This is a genomic window from Arthrobacter sp. NicSoilC5 (genome assembly GCF_019977395.1).
Lineage (GTDB): Bacteria > Actinomycetota > Actinomycetes > Actinomycetales > Micrococcaceae > Arthrobacter.
Window position 1 is genome coordinate 2,701,224 of the sequence record NZ_AP024660.1, and the last position, 23,168, is coordinate 2,724,391.

General features: G+C 67.8%; 19 protein-coding genes and 1 rRNA gene. 7 read left to right on the forward strand and 13 right to left on the reverse strand.

From position 1 onward, the window contains the following. Window positions 1-2: 2 nt before the first annotated feature. The gene (locus LDO22_RS12660; protein WP_224023596.1) at window positions 3-965 is read left to right on the forward strand and encodes a serine hydrolase; all 963 of its coding nucleotides are present in this window, start codon (window positions 3-5) and stop codon (window positions 963-965) included. Window positions 966-1,006: 41 nt separating this feature from the next. Here the strand turns inward: LDO22_RS12660 and LDO22_RS12665 are convergent, their stop codons facing one another. Next, entirely contained in the window at window positions 1,007-1,912 is a 906-nt protein-coding gene (locus LDO22_RS12665) for a LysR family transcriptional regulator (protein ID WP_159629931.1), read from the reverse strand. 128 nt (window positions 1,913-2,040) lie between these two features. On the opposite strand from LDO22_RS12665, the gene LDO22_RS12670 reads away from it, so the two are divergent. After that, window positions 2,041-3,183 carry a PrpF domain-containing protein gene (locus LDO22_RS12670; protein ID WP_224023598.1) on the forward strand — a complete coding sequence of 381 codons (1,143 nt, stop codon included), beginning with the start codon at window positions 2,041-2,043 and terminating at the stop codon, window positions 3,181-3,183. A 57-nt stretch (window positions 3,184-3,240) separates the two neighbouring features. Further along, complete coding sequence (gene dctA / locus LDO22_RS12675; RefSeq protein ID WP_224023600.1) at window positions 3,241-4,551, forward strand: C4-dicarboxylate transporter DctA; 1,311 nt, start codon at window positions 3,241-3,243, stop codon at window positions 4,549-4,551. A 230-nt stretch (window positions 4,552-4,781) separates the two neighbouring features. Here the strand turns inward: dctA and LDO22_RS12680 are convergent, their stop codons facing one another. From LDO22_RS12680 to LDO22_RS12710, 7 genes are read right to left on the reverse strand one after another with little or no spacing between them, the layout of a single operon-like run. Then, window positions 4,782-4,928: a hypothetical protein gene (locus LDO22_RS12680; RefSeq protein ID WP_224023602.1), complete on the reverse strand. Its 147-nt coding sequence runs from the start codon at window positions 4,926-4,928 to the stop codon at window positions 4,782-4,784. Beyond that, window positions 4,928-6,301: an NtaA/DmoA family FMN-dependent monooxygenase gene (locus tag LDO22_RS12685; RefSeq protein WP_224023604.1), complete on the reverse strand. Its 1,374-nt coding sequence runs from the start codon at window positions 6,299-6,301 to the stop codon at window positions 4,928-4,930. Before LDO22_RS12685 ends, LDO22_RS12680 begins: the two co-directional genes overlap by 1 nt. Window positions 6,302-6,311: 10 nt before the next feature. Beyond that, window positions 6,312-7,370, reverse strand: a complete 1,059-nt coding sequence (locus LDO22_RS12690) for an LLM class flavin-dependent oxidoreductase (protein WP_224023606.1) — start codon at window positions 7,368-7,370, stop codon at window positions 6,312-6,314. Then, complete coding sequence (locus LDO22_RS12695) at window positions 7,367-8,203, reverse strand: DUF1684 domain-containing protein (protein WP_224023608.1); 837 nt, start codon at window positions 8,201-8,203, stop codon at window positions 7,367-7,369. Before LDO22_RS12695 ends, LDO22_RS12690 begins: the two co-directional genes overlap by 4 nt. Next, window positions 8,200-9,255 carry a transporter substrate-binding domain-containing protein gene (locus LDO22_RS12700; RefSeq protein WP_224023610.1) on the reverse strand — a complete coding sequence of 352 codons (1,056 nt, stop codon included), beginning with the start codon at window positions 9,253-9,255 and terminating at the stop codon, window positions 8,200-8,202. Before LDO22_RS12700 ends, LDO22_RS12695 begins: the two co-directional genes overlap by 4 nt. 9 nt (window positions 9,256-9,264) lie before the next feature. Further along, window positions 9,265-10,074: an amino acid ABC transporter ATP-binding protein gene (locus LDO22_RS12705; RefSeq protein WP_275966672.1), complete on the reverse strand. Its 810-nt coding sequence runs from the start codon at window positions 10,072-10,074 to the stop codon at window positions 9,265-9,267. Further along, window positions 10,074-11,102 (reverse strand): amino acid ABC transporter permease, encoded by a 1,029-nt coding sequence (locus LDO22_RS12710; protein ID WP_224023612.1) that lies wholly within the window; start codon window positions 11,100-11,102, stop codon window positions 10,074-10,076. The genes LDO22_RS12705 and LDO22_RS12710 overlap by 1 nt, the downstream gene beginning before the upstream one ends. Before the next feature lie 280 nt (window positions 11,103-11,382). Between LDO22_RS12710 and LDO22_RS12715 the strand changes: the two genes are divergently transcribed. The 4 genes from LDO22_RS12715 to LDO22_RS12730 all read left to right on the forward strand — a co-directional run bounded on the left by LDO22_RS12715 (window position 11,383) and on the right by LDO22_RS12730 (window position 16,882). After that, complete coding sequence (locus LDO22_RS12715) at window positions 11,383-13,341, forward strand: FAD/NAD(P)-binding protein (RefSeq protein WP_224023614.1); 1,959 nt, start codon at window positions 11,383-11,385, stop codon at window positions 13,339-13,341. A 4-nt stretch (window positions 13,342-13,345) separates the two neighbouring features. Further along, the gene (locus tag LDO22_RS12720; RefSeq protein WP_224023616.1) at window positions 13,346-13,897 is read left to right on the forward strand and encodes a GNAT family N-acetyltransferase; all 552 of its coding nucleotides are present in this window, start codon (window positions 13,346-13,348) and stop codon (window positions 13,895-13,897) included. A 48-nt stretch (window positions 13,898-13,945) separates the two neighbouring features. Then, a complete protein-coding gene (locus tag LDO22_RS12725) occupies window positions 13,946-15,736 on the forward strand; it encodes a helicase HerA-like domain-containing protein (protein ID WP_224023618.1) in 1,791 nt (596 codons plus the stop codon). A gap of 153 nt (window positions 15,737-15,889) precedes the next feature. After that, window positions 15,890-16,882 carry a hypothetical protein gene (locus LDO22_RS12730; protein WP_201302372.1) on the forward strand — a complete coding sequence of 331 codons (993 nt, stop codon included), beginning with the start codon at window positions 15,890-15,892 and terminating at the stop codon, window positions 16,880-16,882. 131 nt (window positions 16,883-17,013) lie between these two features. Here the strand turns inward: LDO22_RS12730 and LDO22_RS12735 are convergent, their stop codons facing one another. The 5 genes from LDO22_RS12735 to rrf all read right to left on the reverse strand — a co-directional run bounded on the left by LDO22_RS12735 (window position 17,014) and on the right by rrf (window position 23,109). After that, a complete protein-coding gene (locus LDO22_RS12735) occupies window positions 17,014-17,832 on the reverse strand; it encodes a DUF559 domain-containing protein (RefSeq protein ID WP_224023620.1) in 819 nt (272 codons plus the stop codon). A 219-nt stretch (window positions 17,833-18,051) separates the two neighbouring features. Next, window positions 18,052-20,070: an NHL domain-containing thioredoxin family protein gene (locus LDO22_RS12740; protein ID WP_224023623.1), complete on the reverse strand. Its 2,019-nt coding sequence runs from the start codon at window positions 20,068-20,070 to the stop codon at window positions 18,052-18,054. Continuing rightward, on the reverse strand, window positions 20,070-22,241 hold the full coding sequence (locus LDO22_RS12745) for a cytochrome c oxidase assembly protein (RefSeq protein WP_224023625.1): 2,172 nt from the start codon (window positions 22,239-22,241) through the stop codon (window positions 20,070-20,072). The genes LDO22_RS12740 and LDO22_RS12745 overlap by 1 nt, the downstream gene beginning before the upstream one ends. 115 nt (window positions 22,242-22,356) lie before the next feature. Next, window positions 22,357-22,641: an HU family DNA-binding protein gene (locus LDO22_RS12750; protein ID WP_011693739.1), complete on the reverse strand. Its 285-nt coding sequence runs from the start codon at window positions 22,639-22,641 to the stop codon at window positions 22,357-22,359. A gap of 351 nt (window positions 22,642-22,992) precedes the next feature. Then, a 5S ribosomal RNA gene (rrf, locus tag LDO22_RS12755) occupies window positions 22,993-23,109 on the reverse strand. Between the last annotated feature and the right edge of the window lie 59 nt (window positions 23,110-23,168).

Genomic DNA, 23,168 nt, shown 5'->3' on the forward strand with positions numbered 1-23,168 from the left:
CCGTGACCGCCGCCCCGGAACTTCCGCTGCCCCGGAACACCTCATCCCTGCTGGTCCTCCAGGACGGCAGGACCGTCGTCGAACATGGCGACACCACCCGCGCCAGCTACGTCGCCTCGGTCCGCAAAAGCCTGCTCTCGATCCTGTACGGAATCCAGGTGGACGCCGGCACGGTCAGCTTGGATGACACGTTGGGCGCGCTGGGGATCGATGACACCGGCGGCCTGCTGCCCCTCGAGAAGACGGCGCGGCTCCGCGACCTCCTGACCTCCCGGTCGGGGGTCTACCATCCACCCTCCAGCCCGGGCAGTGACGAGGATGCCTTCCCTCCCCGCGGCACCAAAGCGCCGGGTCAGTTCTTCGTCTACAACAACTGGGATTTCAACGCCGCCGGCGCGATTTTTGAAAAGGCCAGCGGCCTGACGGTCTTTGACGCGTTCGAGAAGTACCTGGCCGGTCCGCTGGGATTCGACGACTACGACCCCACACGCCAGCGCATGCTCGGGAACGCCCAGAAGTCCGTTTTCCCGGCCTACCACTTCTTCCTCTCCGCCCGGGACCTGGCAAAGATCGGGCTGCTGATGGCAGCCGGCGGGCAGTGGGAGGGCCGGCAGCTTGTCCCCCGGGAGTGGGCCAGGGACAGCGTGGCCACCCAGGTCAGGCGCGCAGACATGGCGCCGGCCACCGGGTTTGGCACCTGCGACTACGGCTACCTGTGGTGGCTGCCCGGGGAACCCGGCCCGCAGTGGGAGGGATCGTTCCTGGCTGCGGGCAACTACGGCCAGTTCCTGCTGGTCCTGCCGGCAATCCGCAGCGTCATTGTGCACCGGCGCTTCGTCAGCGACAGCTTCGCCATCGCCCGGAATACCCGTCCGGCGGGGTCGACGGCGTCCCCGGCTCCGGTGACCCACGCCGAATTCATGGACCTTGCCCGCGCGCTGGTTGCCGGCCCACTGGCCCGGTAGGCGTCAGGAAAGACAGTGCACGACGGCGGCACCCTCCTGTGTCAGGAAGCCGCGCCCTTGGCGATGGACCGGAACACCTTGGTTGCCTGCTGCGCCGCGGGGCTGAGCCGCCGGTTTTCCAGGTGGGCCAGGAGGATGCGGCGCTTCGGGGACCCGGCAAGCGGGACCGCCACGACGTCGGGACGCAGGGCTGTCAGGGCCAGCCTCGGCGCCAGGGCGATCCCGATACCGGCGGCCACCATGCCCTGTGTCTCCTGGTAATCGTTGGCGGCGAACGCGATCCGCGGCTCGAACCCGGCGTCACGGCATACCCGGCTCAGGACGTCGGCCACGGGGTGCTCGTCGCGCACCACCCATTCCTGGTCGCTCAAGGCGCCGATGCGGACCGAGCCGAGTTTCGCTATGGGGTGCTCCCGCGGTACCAGCAGCACGGTGGGATCGTTCGTCAGCCTGACCAGGGCAAGGTCGGGGTCCTCGATCTGCTGCCAGGGATAGTCCCACAGCAGCGTGAGCTCGATTTCCCGCCGCCGCAGCCGTTCCAGCAGGCCGTCCCGGCGGGCGCTGACCACCGTCACTGCCACCTCGGGGTGGCGGGCACGGAACGCCAGCACCACGTCCGGCATCAGGGAGGCCCCGCCGGTGGGGAAAGTTCCAAGCCGGAGCTGGCCCCGCCGAAGGCCCGCGAACTCCCCCATCTCGGCGCGGGCGGCCTCCACGGTCCTGTCGATGTCGTCCGCGTAGTGCAGCAGGGCGTGCCCCGCTTCGGTCAGGACCACGCCCCGGGGATGGCGCTCGATGAGGACCACGCCCATCTCCTGCTCGAGTTTCGCGATCTGCTGCGAGACCGCCGAGGTGGTGAAGGAAAGGGCGGCCGCGGCGGACGTCAGGGAGCCGGAACGGCCCACCTCGCGGAGCACGTGGAGCCGGTGGAGATCGAGGATTGCCATGTACTGAGTTTAGCAAAAGTAGATAGTCGTCCATTTATTTGCGATTGTGCTGAAGGCTCGGATCCCGGATCGTAGAAGTACAAGGTGCTGTGAAGTAGAGCACCTGCAAGTTACGAGGGAGAAATACAGTGGGACTCAAAGGACATTGGTACCGGGGCGGCACCAGCAAGTGCTGGCTCTTCGATGCCAGGGACGTGGCCCTCCACGCCCCCACCCGCGAGGAAATCCCCGCACTGCTGTCAGCCGCTTTCGGCGCAGCGGATGCGCGGCAGCTGGACGGCGTCGGCGGCGGAACGTCCACCACGTCCAAGGCTGCAGTCATCTGGGCAACCCCGGGTGCCGAGGCAGACCTCGACTACCTTTTCGCCCAGGTGGGAATCGGTGACCCCACCGTTGAGCTCGGTTCCAACTGCGGCAACTGCGCCACCGCCATTGCCCTGTTCGCTGTCCAGACGGGCATCGTTCCCGCCCGGGACGGCATGACCAAGGTCCGCATGCGCCACGTCACCTCCGGCGCGGTGCTCAGCGGAGCGGTTCCCACTCCCGGCGGCCACATTCCCAAGTCTGGCCTGGCCCGGGTTCCCGGCAGCAGCGCCGCCGGTGTTCCCGTCAGCCTCTCGTTCCACGGCCCCTGGGGCCAGAACACCGGCGCACTGCTGCCTACCGGCAACACGGTGGACCAGCTCCAGGTCAACGGCCGGACCCTGGCCGCAACGATGGTGGACGCCGGCGCCCCTGCCGTGCTCCTCGCAGCCGACCAGGCCGGCGTCGACCTTTCCTCAATGACTGACAACCTGACCGCCCAGCTGCCGGACCTCATCGCGGCACGGGCATCGGCCGGCCTCATCATGGGGCTCCGGAAGCCTGAGGATCCGCCGCAGAACGCCGTCCCGAAAGTCGGGGTTGTGGCGCCTGCCGGCGACTACATCGCCGCGGACGGAACAACCATTACTGCCGGCAGCCACGACGTGCGGGTGCGGATGCTGTCCATGCTCGCACCCCACCCGGCCATCGGCCTGACCTCAGCCGTGGCAGTGGCCCTGGCATCCTCGCTGCAGTCATCGGTCGTAGCCACCGCAGCGGGCCAATCGCCCTCCACCGGCACCGGAACCCCGCGCTTGCTGCGGATCGGGACGCCCGCCGGCGTGATCACCGCCGAAATCATCACCGATGACACCGGCGCCGTCAGCGAAGTGGCCCTCCACCGGGCAGCCCGCCACATCGCCACCGCAGACATCGACGTGGCCCCCGCCGCCGAGCTGTCCGCCTAAACCCCCCCACCTCTTTGCCCCATTATTAAGGGGCCGCACCAAGCAGGAAGTTGTTCAATGAAGATCAAATCCATCCTCGGACACCTGTATGTCCAGGTACTCATCGGAGTCGCCCTCGGCGTCGTTGTCGGCGCACTGTGGCCGGACCTCGGTTCGTCCCTGAAGCCCATCGGCGACGGCTTCGTGAAACTCGTGAAGTTCATGATCGCCCCCATCGTGTTCTGCACCATCGTGGGAGGCATCACCTCCCTGCGGGACACCAAGAAGGTGGGTCCCACCCTGATCCGTTCACTGGGCCTCTTCTACGCACTGACCGCACTCGCCCTGGCCCTGGGCCTGGCCGCGGTGACGCTGTTCCAGCCCGGTGCCGGCATGCACATCGATCCCACGCACCTGGACTCCTCGGTGGCACAGAAGTACACCACGCAGCTGCCCAGCAGCAACCCCGTGGACTTCATCCTGAGCATCATCCCCACCACCTTCGTTGGCGCCTTCGCCGACGGTGAGGTCCTGCCCGTGCTGGTCATTGCCCTGCTGTGCGGCTTCGCTTTCAGCAAGCTCGGCGCACCGGGCAAGCTGGCACTGGACGTGGTCAACAGCTTCAACAAGCTGCTCTTCATCATGTTCGGCTACATCATGAAGGTGGCCCCGCTGGGAGCCTTCGGTGCCATGGCCTTCACCGTGGGCAAGTACGGCGCCCACTCCATCGGCAACCTCGGCATGCTGATCCTTGCCTTCTACGCAGCCTGCATCGTCTTCGTGGTGGTGGGCCTGGGCATCCTGGCGAAGGTGACCGGCTTCAGCCTGTGGCAGATCCTGCGCTACTTCAAGGACGAATTCCTGATCGTCCTGGCCACGTCCTCCAGCGAACCGGTCCTGCCGCGCCTGCTGTCCAAGCTCGAGCGGATCGGCTGCGACCGCAGCGTCGTGGGCCTCGTGGTCCCCACCGGCTACTCCTTCAACCTGACCGGCACGGCCATCTACCTGACCCTGGCCTCCATGTTCATCGCCCAGGCCTGCGACATCCACCTCAGCTGGGGCCAGATCCTGCTGATGCTCGGCATGATGCTGCTGACCTCCAAGGGCGCAGCCGGCGTCACCGGCAGTGGTTTCGTGGCCCTGGTGGCCACGCTGACGGTCATGCCCACCCTGCCGGTGGCCGGTGTGGCCCTCATCGTTGGCATCGACCGCTTCATGAGCGAGGCCCGCGCCCTGACCAGCACGGTCTGCAACATCGTCTCCTGCGTGGCCATCGCCAAGTGGCAGGGTGAGCTGGACATGGGCAAGCTCCGTTCCGAGCTCCAGGCGGGCTTCGTGCCCACCGAGGCGGAAAAGATCCAGCTGGCCGAACCGGCCCTGGCCCACTAACCGGCCTGCAGGCCACCACCCCCAGTGTTTGCCCGGGATCCAGCAGGGGTCCCGGGCAAACCCTTGCAAGGGGTACTACTTCGCAATCCCCACGGAAAGGACCCGGAATGAGTGAGCGCCAAATGGAACAGGAAACAGCGGAAGACTGCGACGCCGGCACGTGCTTCTACTGCCAAAGCCCGGAAACCGACTAGCGGCCCGGCCGCCGGCCCGGAAGCGCACAACGGGCCCTAGACCCACTGCTCCCATACCGTCAGCTGCAGGCTGACGGTGCCGGACGCGCCAGCCACAACAGCGCCAGCCCCCGCGGAAGGGTCGACGGCGGCACCCGCCGTGCCGCCGTCGTCGTCCGTTCCAGCAAGCTCAGCCCAGCGCATCAGGCGCGGACCGCCGCAACAGCCTCGTCAGCGGAACGCACCGGCGTCTCCAGCCCCAGGTGCTCGCGGAGCGTGGCGCCCCGGTACTCCGTGGGGTATACACCGCGTTCCTGGAGCTCCGGCACCAGGTGGTTCACGATGTCATCCAGCCCGCTGGGGACCAGCCACGGCGAAATGTTGAGCCCGTCCACCGCACCCACCCGCGCGTACTCGGCCAGCTGGTCCGCCACCGCCGTGTAGGAGCCGGTGAAGGTGGAATCGATCCGCGCGGTCTTCGAGGTGACGAACTGCCGGATGGACAGCCCCTTGTCCTTGGCCTCGGCCCGCCACTGGTCCGCCAGCTGCCGGGCCTTGGCACCGTGGAAACCGCTGCCGCGGGTCTCGGACGTTTCCTCCACCACCGGATCGATCTCCGGCAGCGGGCCGTCCGGATCGTAGGCCGAGAGCTCGCGGCCCCAGAACTGCTCCAGGTAGGCGATGGCCTGCTGCGGGCCGATCTGCAGGCTCCGCACCCACTCCTTCTTCTCCGCCGCCTCGGCAGCGGTCGGCGCCAGGATGAACTCACTGGCCGGCATGATCTGGACGGCATTGGCCCCGCGCCCGGCGGCCAGGGACCGCTCCACCAGGTCCTTGCGGAACGCCACGGCGTCCTCGAACTTGGGGTGGGCGGAGAAGATCACGTCCGCCTGCCGGGCAGCGAAGTTCCGGCCTTCGGGCGAGTCTCCGGCCTGGAACAGCACCGGCCGGTACTGCGCACTGCGCGGCAGCCGCGGCGTCACATCCACCGTGTAGCGCCGGCCCTCATGGAGCACCCGGCGGGCGGGACCGTCCGGCGTTTCCCACGAATCCCAGATCCGCTTGGCCGTCTCCACGAACGCCTCGGCATGCTTGTACCGGTCCGCGTGGTCCAGGTAGCCTCCGCGGCGGAAGTTCGCCCCGGTCCAGGCGTTGTCCGTGGTCACGATGTTCCACGCCGCGCGGCCGCCGGAGACCAGGTCCAGCGATGCCAGCCGGTGGGCCAGGTCCGCAGGATCGTTGTACGTGGTGTTCTGCGTGGCAACCAGGCCAATGTTCTTTGTGACGGACGCCAGGGCGGCCAGCATGGTCTGCGCATCCGGGCGGCCCACCACGTCCAGCGCGTGCGGGCGTCCCAGGTGTTCCCGCAGGCGCAGCCCCTCACCCAGGAAGAACGCGGCGAAGAGCCCGCGCTCGGCGGTCTGGGCGATGCGGCGGAAGGACTCGAAGTCCGTCTGCGAGCCTGATTCCGGGGCCTTCCAGATGGTGCCGGAGTTGACGCCCTGGAAGAAGACGCCGAACTGGATCTGGCCGCTCGGAACGAATACCTCGGATTTAGCACGGGTGTGCTGTTTCATGATTTTCCCCTTACTTTCCGGCACCGGCAGGCGCAGCGGCGGCGGTTGCGTAGCGGCTGGCCGGGCGGTCCAGGCCCAGCAGGTCGCGGAAGGTGCCGTCCTGCACCACCGGGCGGAGTGCCCCACGGCGGCGCAGTTCCGGCAATACCCAGCGGCCCAGTTCCTCCAGGTCAACAAAGAGCGACGCCGGGTGCAGCCGCACGCCGTCGGCCTCCTTTAAAAGGTCGGCCAGGAAGTCGGTAAGACCGGGTGCGGAACCTGCGAAAGCCGCCCGGCCTCCGTCGAACGATGCACCCCGCGCAGCCGCGGCCTGCCCCCGGGCGTCCAGTACGACGTCGAGCTCGGCAACCACCGCAACGCCGGCTCCCACCCTGGCCCGCACATCACGGACCTCGGCCGCGAGCAGTTCCGGCGTCGGGGCGGACACCAGCACGGCGTCCAGGGCGTCCACCGGAATCCCGCCAATCAGGGAAGCCGGGGCCAGCACGGGCAGTTGCCCCTGGAGCGGCCGCGGGATGATGGATGGCCCCTTGACGGAGTAGCCGGCGCCGGGAAAGCCGGCAGGCGTTTGGAAGTCCGCATAATGCAGCTTGTCCACGTCGATGTACCGGCCGGTGGCAACATCGCGGATCACGGCGTCGTCCTCCCAGGAATCCCAGAGCCGGCGGGATACCTCGATGGACGCCGCGGCTTCCTGGCCCAGCGCGGCCCCAGTGACGGAAGAACGTCCGACGGCGGCGGCAGCCTCCGGCGACCCGGCCGCCGTCACGATCCACCCCGCCCGGCCGCCGGACACGTAGTCCAGGCTGGCCAGCTGGGTGGAGATGTGGAACGGCTCCGTGTACACCGTGTCCACCTCCGGGACCAGCGCAATGCTGCGCGTCACCGGCCCCGCGAAGGCCGCCCGCTGGAGCGCGTTGGCCCGGCCCGGAGCAGGTGCATCGGTGAACGTGGCGGCGTGGAAGCCCGCGGACTCGGCTGCCAGCACGGCCCGGGTGAGGTCCGCACCGTCCCAGCCGGCGCCGTCGAGCTCAATGGCCAGGAAGCCCGGGTTTTCAAAGGTACTCACTGCTGGTCCTGACGTTCGTAGGGAATCTTTTCGCCGGCCTCGATGGCCACGGGCAGCCGGTTTTCCGCCGGCGGGAGCGGGCAGGTGGCCAGGTCCGTGTAGGCGCACGGCAGGTTCACGGCCCTGTTGAAGTCCAGCAGGACGGACCCGTCCGCTGCCGGCACCACGGAGAGCGAGCGGTTGGCCGCGTACGTGGTCTTGCCGGAGGTCTGGTCCGTGAACAGCACCGACAGCGAGCCCGGGGCATGGCCGTTGAACGCGGTCAGCGCCAATTCCTGCCCGGCCAGTTTGAAGCGGATCTCGCCCGGGGCCTGGTACACGTGCTGGATGCCTTCGACGGCGGCGCCCACCGTGGTGGGCCGCGGCGCCTCGAACGGAACGAACGTCCCCCGCACCGCGTAGGCCGCATCGGGCGAGTAGGCGGGCGTGCCCTGGTAGTCCCGCAGCAGCGGGTGGGAAGGGTTCCGCGGCCGGACGATGTATTCGCCGCCGCGCTTGGCCAGCTCAATCACCGTGTCACCGGAGACCAGGTTGATGCCGCCGCGCTCCTCGATGGGGCCAAACTCCAGCGAGGTTCCGGCGGCGGTGTTCAACTCCCTGCCGTCCTGCTGCAGGCTGTCGCCCGGCTCCAAAACCACGCGGACGACGTCGGCTTCCACGCTCCAGGTGCCCGGGGCGCCGTCCAGCCGCGCGGGTTCGCTGCCCAGCCAGTGCAGGTGCGTCACCGCCAGGAACCCGTGGGGATGGGCCCGCTGCCGCTCGTGGTCCGCGTGCCATTCCTGCCAGTCGGCGTCGAAGGCCTCAAGGGCGGTGTCAGTGTGTTCTGCGTTCATGATGCCTTTCCTGCCTGTGAAGGAGCGGCCGTGGCCTGTGTTGCCGTGTAGTTTTCCGCTGTGATGGTTTTGGATTCCGGCAGGGCTTCCTCTGACAGGCCCCAGCGTTCCAGGACCTTCCCGTAGGAGCCGTCCTGGATGACTTCGTTCAGCGCCTCGGAGATCACCGGTGCCAGCCCATTGCCGCGCAGCGTGGTGGCGGCTACCAGGGTCTCGGACGGCCAGCCGGCGTTGACCTTGCCCACCACTTTCAGGTCGTCACGGGTGTTTTCCCGGTACACGGTGGACGGGTACGGGGCGATGTTCAGGTCCGTGCGGCCGGAGGACAGCGCCAGGATGGTGTCGGCGTCGGACGAGTAGTACTGCAGCGTGGCCGGCGCCTTGCCCTTGGCTTCCAGCTCCTTGTTCCAGGCCAGCAGGATCTTCTCCTGGTTGGTACCGGAGCCCACGGAAATCTTCAGTCCGGAAATGTCGTCCGCGCCCTTGATGTCGTAGGTGGAGGACTTCTTCGCTTCGAACCCCATGTACGCGGCCCGGTAGCTGGCGAAGTCGAACAGCTTCACCCGGTCCTTGTTCACGCCCACGTTGGAGAACACGGCCTCGAAGTCGCCGGACTGGGTCTTCAGCGGCCAGTTCTCCCAGGACGTAACCTGGACATCCAGCTCCAGGCCCAGCTTGTCCGCCACCAGCTGGGCGATGTCCAGCTCGGAGCCGATCGGCGTCTTGTCGTCCGTGGCGTGGAAGGACAGCGGGATGGACCCGGCGGTGGTGGCCACGGTCAGCTTGCCGTCCTTGCCGATCAGTTCCGGGACTTTGGCGGCGAGCGCGGGGTCCTTCTCCGCCCGGATCCGCTGCTGGTCCGGCGAGGTGTTGTACACGACGCCGTTGCGGGCCGCCGTCGTCTGCGCCCCTCCGCTGGGGTTGCCGGCGGCGGACGCGCCGGGGTCCGCGCAGCCGGCGAGCGCGGCTGAGCCAAGGAGCGCGGTGCCAAGAAGGACGACGGCGGGACGCGCTGCGGGTGCGCGGCGGCGGCCGCGGGTGGGGAAAGCCATGGGAGTTCCTTAGATGTTGAAGGCCGGTTCGAGCACCTTGGAGAAGAAGCTCCGGGTGCGCGGTTCCTGGGGGTTACTGAAGATGTCCTGCGGGGTGCCCTGTTCCACGATCTGGCCCTGGTCCATGAACACCACGGTGTCCGCCACGTCGCGGGCGAAGCCCATCTCGTGGGTGACGATGATCAGCGTGGTGCCGGACGTGGCGAGCTCGCGGATGACGTCCAGGACCTCGTTGACCAGCTCCGGGTCAAGGGCGGAGGTGGGCTCGTCGAACAGCAGGATCTTGGGGTCCAGGGCCAGCGCGCGGGCAATCGCCACGCGCTGCTGCTGGCCGCCGGAGAGCTGGCGCGGGTAGGCGTCAGCCCGGTCCTTGAGGCCAACCCGGTCCAGCAGCTCCAGGCCGCGGCGGCGGGCTTCCGCCTTGGAGCGGCCCTGCGCTACCACCGGCGCTTCCGCCACGTTCTCCAGCGCGGTGAGGTGCGGGAACAGGTTGAAGTTCTGGAACACCATGCCGATTTCGGTGCGCTGTTTCAGGATCTCCTTTTCGCGCAGTTCGTGCAGCCGGTCACCCCGGACCTCATAACCCACCAGCTGCCCGTCGATGGTGATGTGGCCGCCGTCCACCTTTTCCAGGTGGTTGATGGTCCGCAGCAGGGTGGACTTTCCGGATCCGGAGGGGCCCACGATCACGGCCACTCCCCCGGGTTCCACCGTGAGGCTGACGCCTTTGAGGACTTCGGTGGTTCCGAAGGATTTGCGGACGCCGGTGATCTCCACCAGGCCGCGGGTGGCGGCGGGGGCGGTAAGGGTGTCAGTCATCAGGAGTTCCTCCGGGTGGGGACTGCCGCGTGGGTGGCGAAGAATTTGCGGGCCTTCTGCAGGGGCGTCAGCGGCAGGTTCCGCACCGCGCCCTTGGAGTAGTGCCGTTCGATGTAGTACTGGAAGACGCTCAGCCCGGAGGTGATCACGATGTACCAGAGGGTGGCCACCAGCAGCAGCGGCAGGACCTGCTGCGTGCGGTTGTAGATGACCTGCACGGTGTAGAACAGCTCGGAGTAGGCCAGGACGTAGACGATCGAGGTGCCCTTGACCAAGCCGATGATCTCGTTGAACGCGGTGGGCAGGATGGCGCGCATGGCCTGCGGCAGGACGATCCGGGTGGAGCGGCGCCAGGCCGGGATGCCCAGGGCGGCCGCGGCTTCCAGCTGGCCCTGGTCCACGGAGAGGATGCCGCCGCGGATGATCTCCGCCGAGTAGGCCGCCTGGTTCAGGGTCAGCCCCAGCACTGCTGCCGCGAACTGGCTGATCAGTGTGGTGGTCTGGACCTCGAAGAAGCGGACATCGGTGAACGGGATGCCCAGGCTGATCTTCTCGTAGAGGTAGCCCAGGTTGTACCAGAGGAGCATCTGGACCAGCAGCGGCGTGGACCTGAAGATCCAGGAGAACGTCCAGGACACCGAGACCAACAGCGGCGACGCGGAGAGCCGCATCAGGGCCAGGATGAATCCGAGCACGAACCCCAGGACGCCGGAGATGGCGGTCAGCTTGAGCGTTTCCACCAGGCCGTTGACCACGGACTGGGCGGTGAACCACTGCGCCACCACACCCCACTCCCAGCGCGGGTTGGTGGCCAGGGACCAGGCCACCGCCAGGACGCCGAGCGCGACGACGGCGGTCCCCACCCAGCGCCATGGATGCTTTGCTGCCACTACCCGGAAGGACGAGTAGTCCGGGGCCTGCCGGGTGGCCGCCCCTTCTTCTGGCCGTCCGGTTTTCGGTGGCGTTTCCGCCGGCGGTGCCGGCTGCGGCTGTCGTGACTGCGCCACGGTCGTTGCTGCTGAACTCATGTGCCACCTCGCTTCTGGTCGTGGGATCCGGTTGGGCTGTTGCCCCGGGTGGGACCGGGCGGCCCCTTGCTGGCTGCAAATCTAGGACCGGCCGGAACGGGCCAGCAAGGCGGCAGGTTGCAATAGTTCACGGGGCTTCGTACGGCGTCATGAGTCGGTTTTTTGCGTCCCGTAACGTGCCGTGACGCGGAGTTAACGGCCGTGACCAGGCGCTCGACCGGCGTCGTCACGGCTGCCTAGCATGGGCACTCAATCCAGCCCCCCGCCGTCAGGAGCACCCATGCCAGCCACCATCCCGGCCATCGTCTTCATTGGCGGCGGACCGCGCACGGCCGGCGTACTGGAACGGATCGCGGCCAACCGGCCGGACGTCTTCGCGGGCCCGCTGCAGATCCATGTGGTGGAACCGCACGTCCCCGGCTCCGGCCGAATCTGGCGGTACGACCAGGACCCCGGCCTCCTGCTGAACTCCATGGCGGCGGACATCACCATGTTCACGGACGCGTCCGTGGACTGCGCCGGCCCGGCGGCACCGGGGCCGGGCCTGGCCGAATGGACCGCCGGCGTCCTGGATGCCACCATCATCGACGTGCCGGACTTCCCGCAGCAGCTGTGGGACCAGCTCCGCGCGCTGACCGGCACCACCTTCCCCACCCGCCAGCTGCAGAGCCAGTACCTGGAGTGGTTCTTCCGCCGGGCCGCCAAATCGCTGGGCCGCAGCGTGACGGTCCACCGGACCACCGCCCTCGGCATTGCCGTGGATGGCGGCCACGAGGTGGAGCTGGCCAATGGCCGGACGCTGCACGCGGACATCGTCGTCACCGCCTTGGGGCATACGAACTCCCGCCCTGACGCCGTCTCCGCCGGGTACTCGGACTTCGCCGCCCGGCACGGCGGCTACCACGCTGCACCCAGCTACACCACCGACGTCGACTACTCCCCCATCGCCCCCGGGCAGGACGTGATCGTCGCCGGGATGGGCCTGGCGTTCGTTGACCTGCTGGTCCTCCTCATGGAGGGGCGCGGCGGCAGGTTCCAGGAAACGGACGACGGCGGGCTGCGCTACCTTCCGTCAGGACGGGAACCACGGCTGTGGGCAGGGTCCCGCCGCGGGGTGCCGTACCACTCCAAGATTTCCGCCTCCCTGCGGGGCCAGGCTCCGGGGCCGCTGCGCTTCTTCACCGCGGATGTCGTCCAGGAGTTGCTGCAGCAGCACGGCGAGCTGGACTTCCGGCAGCACCTCTGGCCGCTCATCGCCAAGGAAGCCGGGTATTACTACTACCGCGAACTCCTCACCGGCAGCCCGGAGCGCGGGGCCATGGAATGGGAAGTGTTTGCCGCCCGTTATGCGGAGGTGGACTGGTACAGCGGCGAACGCGCGGACCTCGTGGCGGCTGCCGTGCCGGACCCGGGCCTGCACCTGGACCTGGAACGGCTGGACCGGCCTTTCGATGGTGTCCACTTTGCCGGCCACCAGGAACTGCAGGACGCGGTGGCCCGGTACATCGACGACGACCTGGCCCTGCGGGACAGCCCGGACCATCCGGAAACCCTGGCCCTGTTCCTTGCCCTGCTGCACGTGTACATGGAGGTGGGGCGCGTGGTTCCGGCGGAGCGCCTCAACGCGAAGTCCCAGCAGGTCATTCACGGCTGGTGGCATGGCTTCTTCAGCTTCGTGGACTCCGGTCCGCCGCCGCACCGCCTCCGCCAGATGCTGGCGCTGCACCGGGCCGGTCTGCTGCAGTTCCTCGGCCCGGGCCTGGAGATATCCACCGACGACGCCAGCGGCACCTTCCGCGCCACCTCCCCGCAGTCCGGTGTTTCGGTTTCCGCCACCGCGCTGATTGAGGCGCGGCTGCCGTCCACGTCGGTGGCCCGCTCCCTCAACCCAGTGCTTTCTTCGCTGTATGACGGCGGACTGGGCAGCGAGCAGCAACTGCTGACCTCGGACGGCATCCACTCCACCGGTAAGCTGCTGGTCTCGTCCGGACACCACCTGGTGGACGCGGAAGGCCGGGCCCAGGCCACCCTCTTCGGCGTTGGCCCCGGAACCTCCGGCTGGGGTGCCGGCGCCTTTGCCAGGCCCAACACCAACGCGGCACCCTTCCGGGAAAACGACGCCCTGGCCCGGAGCCTCCTCGGCGTTGCCCGGGACATCGCCGCCCAGGGCCCGGCGGCCCATGCAGCCACCGCGCAGGACAAAATAACTCCAGAACCAGCCGCCATCGGAAAGGGCTAGCACCATGACAGCAGAACCCGGGCTCAAGCCCCGCCCCCTCGATCCCGCCAGGCTTTCGGTCCTCAGCCTGCCCATGCACGATCCGCGGGTCCGGCCGCTCCTGGACGAGCTCGCCGTCGAATATGACACCCGCTATGGGGACCTGTTTGGGCGCACCGCTGCCGCGGACGAGCTGAACCGCTACCCCGCGGCGGAATTCGAGGAGCCGCATGGTGCGCTGCTGGTGGTGCAGGAGGACGGCGAGTCGATCGCCGGCGGCGCGTTCCGCCGCTCTGACGACGCCACCGCGGAACTGAAGCGGATCTGGACACACTCAGCCCACCGTCGTCGTGGTTTAGCCCGGCTGGTCCTGGCCGAGCTCGAAGCCCTCGCCGCTGCCCGCGGCTACACCCGGCTGTACCTGACCACCGGGCCGCGCCAGCCGGAAGCCAAGCACCTGTACCTCACCACGGGATACCAGGCACAGTTCGACCTGGACGCAGACCCGGAAACCATCGGGCCGCTGGCCTTCACCAAGGAGCTGCCCACCGTCCCACGGGACGCACGGGCGAGCTGACCGGCCGGATGCCACCCCATCACGGGCACCCGCCGCTAAGCTAGCGCCATGGCCACCAAAACCACAGCAGAGAAGCTTGCCACCATCCAGCAGGGCTACACGCTGGAAGGCGCCACCATCGAACTGGGAGCCGCCATCATCGACGGCGAACTCCACAAGGACGCGCCGGTGCGGCTGCCGCTGGCCATGATGAACCGGCACGGGCTGGTGGCCGGAGCCACCGGTACCGGCAAAACCGTCACGCTGCACATGATGGCCGAGCAGCTGTCCACGGCAGGCGTGCCCGTGTTCCTGGCCGACATCAAAGGTGACCTTTCCGGCCTGGCGACGGCCGCCGTCGGCAGCGACAAACTCAGGGCCCGCACGGACAGCATCGGCCAGGCGTGGCAGGGGAAGACGTTCCCCGTGGAATTCCTCGCGCTGGGCGGCGACGGCAACGGCGTGCCGGTCCGCGCCACGATCACCTCCTTCGGACCCATCCTGCTCTCCCGGATCATGGAACTGAATGACACCCAGGAGTCCAGCCTGCAGCTGGTGTTCTACTTCGCGGACAAGAACGGCCTGGAGCTGATCGACCTCAAGGACCTCCGCGCCGTCATCCAGTTCCTCACCTCGGACGAGGGCAAAGACAAGCTCGAGGAACTCGGCGGCCTGTCCAAGGCCACCGCCGGCGTGATCCTGCGCGAGATCGTGAACCTGGAAGCCCAGGGGCTGGAAAAGTTCTTCGGCGAACCGGAGTTCGACACCGCCGAACTCCTGCGGACCGCCCCCGACGGCCGCGGCGTGGTCACCTGCCTGGAACTGCCCACCCTGCAGACCAAGCCCATGCTGTTCTCCACCTTCCTGATGTGGCTGCTGGCGGACCTGTTCGAGGACCTCCCCGAGGCCGGCGACCTGGACAAGCCCAAGCTGGTGTTCTTCCTCGACGAAGCCCACCTGCTGTTCAACGGCGCCAGCAAAGCCTTCCTGGACGCCATCACCACCACGGTCCGGCTGATCCGGTCCAAGGGCGTGGGCATCTTCTTCGTCACCCAGACACCCAAGGACGTCCCCGCCGATGTCCTGGGCCAGCTCGCCAACCGGGTCCAGCACGCCCTGCGTGCCTTCACCCCCGAGGACGCCAAGGCCCTCAAGGCCACGGTGTCCACCTTCCCCCTCAGCGACTATGACCTCGAAGAGACGCTGACCTCGGCGGGCATCGGGGAGGCCGTCATCACCGTCATGAACGAAAAGGGCGCACCCACTCCGGTGGCGCTCACCCGGCTGCGCGCCCCGGAATCCGTCATGGGCCCCAGCGAGGACGCCCTGGTGCGCAGCACGGTGGCGGGTTCGGCGCTGCTGGGCAAGTACGGAACCGCGGTGGACAACCCGTCCGCCTACGAAAAACTCAACGGCAAGGCCGCGGCGCCCACAGGACCGGCGGCATCAGCACCTCCTGCCGGCGCGCCTGACACCGGGGCAGCTTCCGCCGGTACCTCGGGTGCGCCTGGCGCGTACGACGTTGACGCCGAGGCCCGCCGGATCGAGGAGGAGATCCTGGGCAGGCCCAGCAGCAGGCCCGCGCAGGCACCCGAACCCCAATACACCGAGCCCCAATACGACGAACCGCGGACCTCCGAGTCCAAGCCGCGTGCGAAGGCGCCCCGGACACGCCAGTCCCAGCCCCGCCAGCCGGAGCCGCAGCCGCAGCCGGGCGGCATGATGGGTGACCTTGGCGGAGTCCTCGGCGGCGCCCTGGGCGGCGGGCTGAAGAGCATGGCGCGGTCCATGGGGACGCAGTTGGGCCGCGAACTGCTCCGCGGAGTGTTCGGAACCTCGTCCCGGCGCCGCCGCCGCTGACCCTGCCCTTGGTGTCCCGGGCCTCAGCCAAGGCTCCTGTCGGCCCGCATCCTGGGCGCCGCCGTCGGGCGTTACGTAGGTGGTGTCCGCCGGATTAGGGGGACACCAACTTTAGAGTGCGTCCGCACTGACGTTACTGTGTAGAACGTGCAGATGAGTCAAGCGTTGGTGAGGATCGCGGCCGGATGGCTGCTGGGCCTCATGCTTGCCGTCGCCGCAGCCATTGTGGCCATCAACGTGGTGAACAATACCGTTGCCAGTCCGCAGCAGCCGGTCAGGGAATACCTGGACGCGCTCAAGAGCGGGGACGGCGGGCGTGCGCTGGGGATCCTGCGGGCCGCAGTTCCGCCCAGCAACGCCGCCATGCTGGATGGCAGTGGGTTGCAGACCGCGGCCTCCCGCGTCACCAATGTGTCCATCGGGGACCCGCAGGAACGCCCGGGGAACCAGGTCATGGTGCCCATGGAATACACCATTGACGGCAGCCGGCTGCACACTGAATTCCTGCTGCAGAAGACCGGTACCGAGTGGCTGTTCTTCAACACGTGGGCATTCGTCCCGTCGCGGCTGCCCACCGTTGATATCACCGTGGTCAACGGCAACGAGGCCGTGGTGAACGGTGTTCCGGTGAACATGCCCAACGGCCGCAATTCCTTCGCCGTGTTCTACCCGGGCGAGTATGAGGCCTCCCTGGATGGGCAGTACTTCTCGGCCCCCGCCACGCGTGCCACGGTCACCGCAAAGGACGCCCCGGTGGCGCCGCTGAACCTGCTGACCCAGGCCACGGACAAGCTGAAGAACGATGTTGCCGCCAAGGTCAGGGAATTCCTGGACGGCTGCGCGGCCGAGGCCGTGAAGGAACAGAAGCTCCAGCCGGACTGCCCCTTCTATTACGCCAGCAACAACCGGGTCCAGGACGGCACTATCCGCTGGACCGTCACCGAGTACCCGGGGGTATCGGTGGAGCCGTTCGACGGCCGATGGGTAGTGTCGCCGCTGGACGGCAAAGCCAAGGTTGAGGCGCTCCAGCAGAACGCCTTCACCGGGGCCTGGTACCCGCTGGACGCGGAGGTGGACTTCAGCTTCACCACCCGCCTGGACGTCTCCGGTGACACGGTCAAGGTCACCCCGCAGCTGAGCTTCTAGCCTGCCGCCTGTGCCGTGCGCGTCACGCAGGGCACGCTTTCAGCAGAGTCTGGTGCCACAACCCTTGATTTCGCGGGTCCCGGCCGCTTCCGGCTGTCCGAAAGCGTGCTTCGCGTGACGCCACCCTTGGACTACCGTCGCCGTCTGAGAACGGCAAGCACCTGCTGGACCATTTCGTGGGGCCGGTGCACCACGTCCGCATAGTAATACCGCAGGGCCGTGTACCCCTGGATGGCCGATTCATTATTCCGGCGGTGATCCCTCTGGACCTGCTTCCACTCGGCATGATGCCGTCCATCCAGTTCCACCACCAGCCATCCGTCCAGCAGCAGATCAACATAACCAACCCTTTCCAGGTACACCTGCGCCTCCACGGAGATTCCGGCCTGCCGGAAATATGTCCGGGCCAGCGTCTCCAGGAGGGAGTCCGCCCCGGTATCCACCCAGTCGAGTACAGCCCTGGCTCTCCCGTTCCGCTTTCCAGGCAGCCGCTGGCGCAGGAAATCAACTGTCATCTCCCCGCGCGAAACCGCGGATTCCACCATGACCAAGGACTCCGCGAAGGACAGGCACCGCAGGGCGTGGATCAGGACATCGGCGAGGGCGGCCACCGGCTGGAACCGGGAGGGCGGAAGCAGGAGCCCGGCGTGGTGGACCGAGCCACTAAGCACTGCCTCCTGCCGGCGGTGATAAACGTGGCGGCGTCCGTCGGAGAGCAGGGACCACAGATCGTAGGCAGCCGCAGCGCTTGAACAGGTCAGCAGCTCGCGGTTCCGCAGCACGGCAACCAGGTCCGGAGGCGCCGTCGGAAGCGCGTAAAGCCCCCGGTCGGGCTGCAGCACTCCTGCCCGCATTGCCCGACGGAGGGCGGCGTCATCCACACCCAGCCGGGCAAGGGCAGGCCTCCGCGCCGCTCCGCCGCAAACTTCCAGGGCTTTGAGGACATCCATGCGGCAATGCTGGCCGCTACGGTGCCCGTGCTGACAGCGTGCTCCGGCGGCATGTGGATATCGGCGGTATTGGGGGCGTCACGCAGAGCACGCTTTCGGGGCTCCCAAAGAATCCTGTGCCCGGATTTCCGGGATTGCCGGCTGGCAGCAAACGCAAAAGGCTGCTTCCCGTGACGCAAAGCCACGGGAAGCAGCCAGTTAGGCAGGACCTTCGCCGGGTCAGTCCATCCCGCGCAGGTCCAGGACCAGTTCGGTGTCGCCGTCGGCCTGCAGGACCACGGGGATGCCCCAGTCCTGCTGGTACAGGTGGCACGCGGCGTGATCCGGGATCTCGCCGTCCTCTGTTTCGGGGCCGTCGCAGGCCGCGGCGCGCGCGGTAATGTGCAGCACGCCCTCGGGAACGTCCGGGGACAGCTCCAGGGTGCGGAGGAGGCCCACGGAGGTCCCGCCACCGGACACCAGCAGCTCCGGCGGCGTTGAGGAGATCTTCAGCTGCGTGGGATCGCCCCAACGGTCGTCGAGCTTCTGCCCGGTGGGAGCCGTGAAGCGGACGGTCAGATCCAGCGTGCCGGGCGCAACAGGACTCTTGGGCCGGTGGGTCTGGGACGCGCCCTCATCCACCTGCTGCGCTTCCTTGGGAATGGGCACGTAGACCAGCTGGTGCTTGTTGGCCTCGACCACCACCAGGAGGGGCTCGGAGCCGGCGGACTGGGTGTGGTCCACAATCACGTCGGACGGCTCGGCAAGCCCGCGGGCCAGCGTGGACACGGTGCCGGTCGCGGGGTCGTAGCGGCGCACGGCTCCGTTGTAGGTGTCCGCGATCGCCACGGAGCCGTCGGGCAGGACGGTCACACCGAGGGGGTGCTGCAGGCGGGCTTCAGCGGCGGGGCCGTCGCGGAAGCCGAAGTCGAACAGGCCCTTGCCCACGGCGGACTCCACGGTGATGGACGCATCGTCGGCAATGACCAGCTTGCGGAGCGCCGAGGTTTCGGAATCCGCTACCCAGATGTTGCCGTCCGCATCCTCGGCCAGGCCGGAGGACTGGGCGAACCAGGACTCGTGGGCGGGACCGTCGAGGAGCCCTTCCAGGCCGTTGCCGGCGATGATCGAGACGGCGCCGGTGACGGGGTCGAAGCTGAAGATCTGGTGCGTGCCGGCCATGGCCACCACCACCGCATTGAGCTTGCGCGACCACACAACATCCCACGGCGAGCTCAGCGCCACATCCAGCGGGTCAGTGCCCAGGGAGCCGCTAAAGCCTGCGCCGTCCTCGTCCACACGCGCCGGGCCGGTTTCCAGCAGTCGCTGGATACCGTTGCCGGCCAGGGTGGAGGCCTTGCCGTCCGTGAGGGACAGTCCACGCAGGCGGTGGTTGACCGAGTCGGCAATCACGACGTCGTAGCCCGCCTTGGCTGCCACGTCTTCCGGGAGCAGGACCAAGCCCTGGGGCTCGTTGAACTGTGCGCTGGCGGTGTCCCCCGCGGCGGGTCCGTCAGCGTAGCCCTTGGTGCCCGAACCGAAGGTGGCCAGGACTGTTTCGAAGTCGGTGCCGAGTTCCACCAGCCGGTGGTGGCCGGTGTCGGTGACCAGCCAGGAACCCTTCTCCGCAGCAACGGAAGCCGCTGCACCTGCGGGCGTGCCGCCGTCGGCCGTTCCAGCCGTGGACCCGCGTCCCGGGGGGAGGAAGAGTGCCTTGCCGGGGAAGCGCAGGGTGCCGGATGTTGCCTCGGGCGCCACGTACGGGCCGGAGCCGCGGTGCAGGGTGCCCTTGGCCTCGTGCTCGGCGATCAGTTCGGGGATCAGCACCGCGAGTCCGTCCGCGTGGCCCTCACCGGAAAGGTGCGCCACGATGTAACCCTCGGGGTCGATGACCACCAGGGTGGGCCAGGCACGGGCGGTGTAGGCCTTCCAGGTGTCCAGCTCGGGGTCGTCCAGGACAGGGTGGTGGATCTCGTAGCGCTCCACGGCTGCTGCCAACGCCACCGGGTCCGCCTCGTGTTCAAACTTGGGCGAGTGGACTCCCACAGTGACCAGCACGTCCGAGTACTGCTGCTCGAGCGGCCGCAGCTCATCAAGGACGTGCAGGCAGTTGATGCAGCAGAAGGTCCAGAAGTCGAGGAGCACGATCTTGCCGCGCAGGGCTTCGAGGTCCAGGGACTTGCCACCGGTGTTCAACCAGTTGCGGCCCACCAGTTCGGAGGCCCGGACCCGGGCATGGGTGCGTACGGTTTCGCTCATCAGCGTCCTTCCAGCTTGTTGCGTTCAGCCAGCTTGGCGTCGCGTTCGGCCAATTTGGCAAACATATCGTTGTAAGCGGTCAGATCGGCGTCGTTATTCCTGTCCGCCGCGCGGTCCACCCGTTTGGTCTCCCGCTGGTCCGACCTGGACCACATGACGGCGACACCGATCGCCACCAGCAGCGTGGGCACCTCGCCGATGCCCCAGGCAACCGCGCCGCCGGCCTGCTGGTCCAACAGGGCCGACGGCCCCCAGGTACGGCCCAGGTTGCCGAAGTAGTCCGCTGCCATCAGGCCGGTGCCGCCCATGATGGACACACCGAAGAAGGCGTGGAAGCCCATGGTGGCCAGGAGGAGCAGCAGCCGCATGGGGTACGGGGCCCGGCGCGGCAGCGGGTCCGTGCCGATCATGCTCAGCACGAAGATGTATCCGGTGAGCAGGAAGTGCAGGTTCATCAGTTCGTGGCCCACGTGCTCGCGCATGGCGAAGCCGAAAAGGTCCGAGTAGTAGAACAGGATGATGGAGCCGGCAAAGTTGGCAGCCGCGAACAGCGGGTGGGTGACCAGCTGCGAGAACTTCGAGTGGACGAAGACCAAGAGCCACTCGCGGGAGCCGCGGGAGCCGTCGCCGCGGGCGGGCAGGGCACGCAGGGCCAGGGTCACCGGCGCACCCAGCACCAGGAAGATCGGGGCCACCATGGTCAGCGCCATATGGTCCACCATGTGCGCGGAGAACAGGATGCGGCCATAGACCGACGGCGGCCCGGACGTGATGTATGTCAGCACCACCAGGCCGATGACCCAGTTCACGGACCGGAACCACTGCCAGGAGTCTCCGCGCCGGCGGACCTTGGCAACGCCCAGGAAGTAGGTGACCAGGCCGAAGAGGGCCACGCCCACCCAGATCCAGTCCAGGCGCCACTCAGTGAGCCAGCGTTCCGGGGTGAGCTCAGGCGGCAGCTCGTAGCCGCTGAGGATGAAGGCCGGTGAGGCGTTGGGCGCCAGTTCCGTTGGCTGTGGCGGGGCTGAACGGCCCAGGGCCACGGCGATGCCGGACGTGGCGCCCATGATCAGCAGCTCCGCGAGGACCAGTTGCCACAGCACCCGCCGTGAGGACATGGTGGCTCCCTTGCGGCCCAGCTGCGGGATGACCCACTGCCGGTGCATGAAGCCGATGCCGCCGAGGACCACTGCCGCTGCCGTCTTGGCCAGGATCAGCTGCCCGTAGGCGGAGCCGAAGAGATCCGGCCAGCTGGTCACGCGGATGCTGGCGTTGATGATTCCGGAAGCGAAGACCAGGACAAAAGCGAAGCCGGCCAAAGTGGAGAAGCGGCGCAGGGTGGGCTCGGTGATGTCTGCTGCGGCCCCGGCCTTGCTGCCTGTGAGGATGCCGGACAGCAGGGCCAGGATGATGATGCCGCCCACCCAGGTGCTGACCCCCACCAGGTGCAGGCCGAGGGAGTTGATGGCGCCCTCATGGTCCGACGAGCTGGAGGAGTGGCCGATCAGGGCCGTGGGTACCAGGCCGATGAAAGCCAGGATGAGGGTCAGGGCCAGGCCGCCGAGGGACCGGACGCCGAACAGGGCGGTTGTCACCACTGCGGCAATGATGGTGACGGCGAGCCAGGCCCGGCCCGTATCGATGTCCGTCATGAAGTAGACCAGTGCCTGCGTAAAGGCGGGATCGCCGGACAGCCCCTGACCGGCCACGTCGGCGTAGGTGAGCACCAGGACGGCGATGGCGGACAAGGTCCACACCGCGCCCGCAGCGGCCGCCACAGCCAGCGCGCGGGTGAACGCGGGATGTTCGGGCGCCCCGTTGCCGGCGGGAGTCTCCCGGTCCCGGCCACGTGGGTTCGGGTTCTTGAGGTTCTTCGGGAGGATGCCGACGGCGAAGATCAGGCCGCCGACGACGGTCGCCAGGGACACGTTGTGGATGGCCTTGCTGATGGGCAGCCCCCAGCGGACCAGGGCTCCGGGATCAGCGACGCTGCGGGCCGCTGCTGCACCGGAGAAGATCAGTGCTGCTGCAAGGCCCAGGAAGAGCGCTGCCAGGCCCGCCAGCTGCCAGGGCACCGGGATCCCGCGGCTTCCGGCGTCCCGGACCGCAGCTCCCTTGCCAGGATTGGTCTGGGGCGGGGTGGAACGTGGTTTTGCGGCAGAAGACACCATTCCATTGTCCGCTACGCCTGCCCGGGCGGCGAATCCGGGTTAAACGCCAAGGAGCGGCAACCCGTGGGGTTGCCGCTCCTGTTCCAGCCGGCTGCGCGCCGGCCGGGAATAAGCTCTACTTCTTGGAGACTGCAGCCTTCAGCTTGGAGCCGGCAGTCAGCTTGACGCTGTGGCCTGCTGCGATCTGGATGGTTTCGCCGGTCTGCGGGTTGCGGCCGGTGCGGGCTGCACGGTCGGTGCGCTCGACGGCGAGCCAGCCCGGGATGGTGATCTTCTCGCCGGCGGCGACAGAAGTCTCGAAAACCTCGAACAGTGCGTCGAGGACGGAGTTGACGGCAGCCTGGCTGGTGCCGGCCTTGCCAGCTACCTCTGCAACAAGTTCACTACGGTTCTTAGCCATTGATGTCCTCCTGGACGGTTCTGATTCTGGAGCCTGCACACGGCATGCGCGCAGGCCACTGTTCGAAAACTTACCAGCTTGGGCGGTTCCGGGCCGCAAATTCCGCGTGTTTCCGCCATTTTTTGAGGTTAATCACCGATTCTTCGGCCGTTTTCACCCTCGTAAACGCATCACGGGCACCAGCAGCACCGCGGTCCACGCTCGGCTGACAGGCAAGTGCGACGGCGGCCGGCACCTCCCAGCCACGGCCCGCCAGGATGCACGGCCGGAAGGCCCGCGGCGTGCGGTGTTTTGTTTGTTAAATGTGGGAGGCCCCAACCGTGTGGTTGGGGCCTCGACCATTAATAGTTGTTCCGGCGGTGACCTACTCTCCCACACCCTCCCGGGTGCAGTACCATCGGCGCTGTGGGTCTTAGCTTCCGGGTTCGGAATGGGACCGGGCGTTTCCCCCACGCTATGACCGCCGTAACCCTTGTACCCGAACCCCGCAGGGGGTTGGGAAGTCTTGTGGTTACAACATCCCTGCC